Origin of the sequence: Segeticoccus rhizosphaerae (assembly GCF_009192725.1) — a bacterium.
Classification (GTDB): domain Bacteria; phylum Actinomycetota; class Actinomycetes; order Actinomycetales; family Dermatophilaceae; genus Segeticoccus; species Segeticoccus rhizosphaerae.
In genome coordinates, this window is the sequence record NZ_VOHR01000522.1 from 1 (window position 1) to 1,686 (window position 1,686).

Here is a 1,686-nt window from a genome sequence, read left to right on the forward strand (position 1 = left end):
TGACGACCTCCAGGTCGGCGACACCGTCCTGCCCGCCGGCACGGTGCTCGGACCGCGACAGCTGGCCGTGCTGGCGGCGGTGGGCCGCGGTCGGGTGGAGGCCGTGCCGCGACCCCGGGTGGCGGTGATCTCCACCGGCGACGAGTTGGTCGAGCCCGGCACCGTCCCGGGCTTCGGGCAGGTGGTCGACAGCAACAGCCTCATGGTCGCGGCTGCGCTGGGGGAGCTCGGCGCCGACGCCCACCAGGCTCGGGTGCGCGACGACACCGGCTCCTTCGCGGCCACCCTGGCCCGGGAGGCCGCGGAGTGCGACGCGATCATCACGACCGGCGGGGTGAGCATGGGCGCCTACGACACGGTCAAGGAGGTGCTGGCGGCCGGTGGCGAAGTGACCTTCGACCGGGTGGCGATGCAGCCGGGCAAGCCGCAGGGTTTCGGGCTCCTCGGACCACGGCGGTGCCCGGTCTTCACCCTCCCAGGCAACCCGGTCAGCACCCTGGTGTCGTTCGAGGTGTTCGTGGCGCCGGCCCTGCGGCAGATGGCCGGGCGGTCCAGCGAGGTGCCGACGGTCGAGGCGGTCGCCGAGCACGACTGGACCGCGCCCGAGGGCAAGGTGCAGTTCGCCCGGGTCTCGCTGCGCCGAAGCGGCACCGGGTGGTCGGCGGCGCTCGCGGGCGGACAGGGTTCCTACGTGCTCGGGGGACTTGCGGCAGCTGACGCGCTCGCCGTCATACCAGCGGAGGTCACCCGGGTGCATGCTGGTGACAGGGTGCAGTGCCGCGTCCTGGGCGACCTCGAGGAGCGCTGATGAGTGAACCGTCGTTGACCCACGTGCGCGCCGACGGGACCGCCCACATGGTCGACGTCAGTGCGAAGGCCGTGACGCCGCGGACGGCGTCGGCGGCGGGACGAGTGCTCCTCTCTGCCGAGGCGGTCTCCGCGCTGCGTTCCGGCAACGTGCCCAAGGGCGACGCGTTGGCGGTGGCGCGCCTGGCCGGAATCCAGGGCGCGAAGCGGACTCCGGAGCTGATTCCGCTCGCCCACCCGATCGGGATCCACGGGATCGAGGTCGATCTCGAGGTGGCCGACGACGGGGTGGACGTGCGGGCGCAGGTGCGCACGGCCGACCGCACCGGCATCGAGATGGAGGCGCTCACCGCCGTGACGGTGGCCTCGCTCGCCCTCATCGACATGGTCAAGGCCGTCGACCGGCACGCGCGGATCACCGACGTGCGGGTGACGGCCAAAGCAGGTGGCCGCTCGGGGGATTGGGCGGAGGACCCGAGCGCCGAGGAGCGCGACCGATGAGCACCAGTGACGAGGAGGCGGTCGAGCGGCACGCGGTGGTCATCACCTGCTCGACGCGCGCGGCGAGAGGCGTGTATGCCGACCGCGCGGGTCCGTTGATCGTGGCTGCCGCCCGCTCGTGGGGCCTGCGGGTCGCCGAGCCAGTGGTCGTCCCCGACGGCCCTGAGGTCGACACGGCGATGCGGCGAGCCATCGACGCGGGAGTCCACCTGCTGGTGACCACGGGCGGGACCGGCATCTCGCCGACCGACCGCACCCCCGACCAGACGATGCGGCTGATCGATCGACAGATTCGCGGCATCGCCGAGGCCATCCGGGCGGCCGGGGTCGCGGCCGGGGTGCCGACCGCGATGCTCTCCCGCGGCATCGCCGGCGTCG

The 1,686-nt window shown here is 73.4% G+C and carries 3 protein-coding genes; all 3 read left to right on the forward strand.

Annotated features, from left to right (window positions below; all coding sequences use genetic code 11):
- Positions 1-808 (forward strand): molybdopterin molybdotransferase MoeA (locus FRW57_RS21320; protein ID WP_162529462.1); only part of this gene is annotated, 808 nt, incomplete at its 5' end.
- On the forward strand, positions 808-1,308 hold the full coding sequence (gene moaC / locus FRW57_RS21325; RefSeq protein WP_137119995.1) for a cyclic pyranopterin monophosphate synthase MoaC: 501 nt from the start codon (positions 808-810) through the stop codon (positions 1,306-1,308). The genes FRW57_RS21320 and moaC, both read left to right, overlap by 1 nt.
- A partial coding sequence (locus FRW57_RS21330) for a MogA/MoaB family molybdenum cofactor biosynthesis protein (protein WP_152187009.1) occupies positions 1,305-1,686 on the forward strand: 382 nt, incomplete at its 3' end. The genes moaC and FRW57_RS21330, both read left to right, overlap by 4 nt.

Coding starts and splice junctions, on each gene's coding strand:
- moaC (WP_137119995.1), top strand. CDS start 808: ATGAGTGAACCGTCGTTGACCCACGTGCGCGCCGACGGGACCGCCCAC.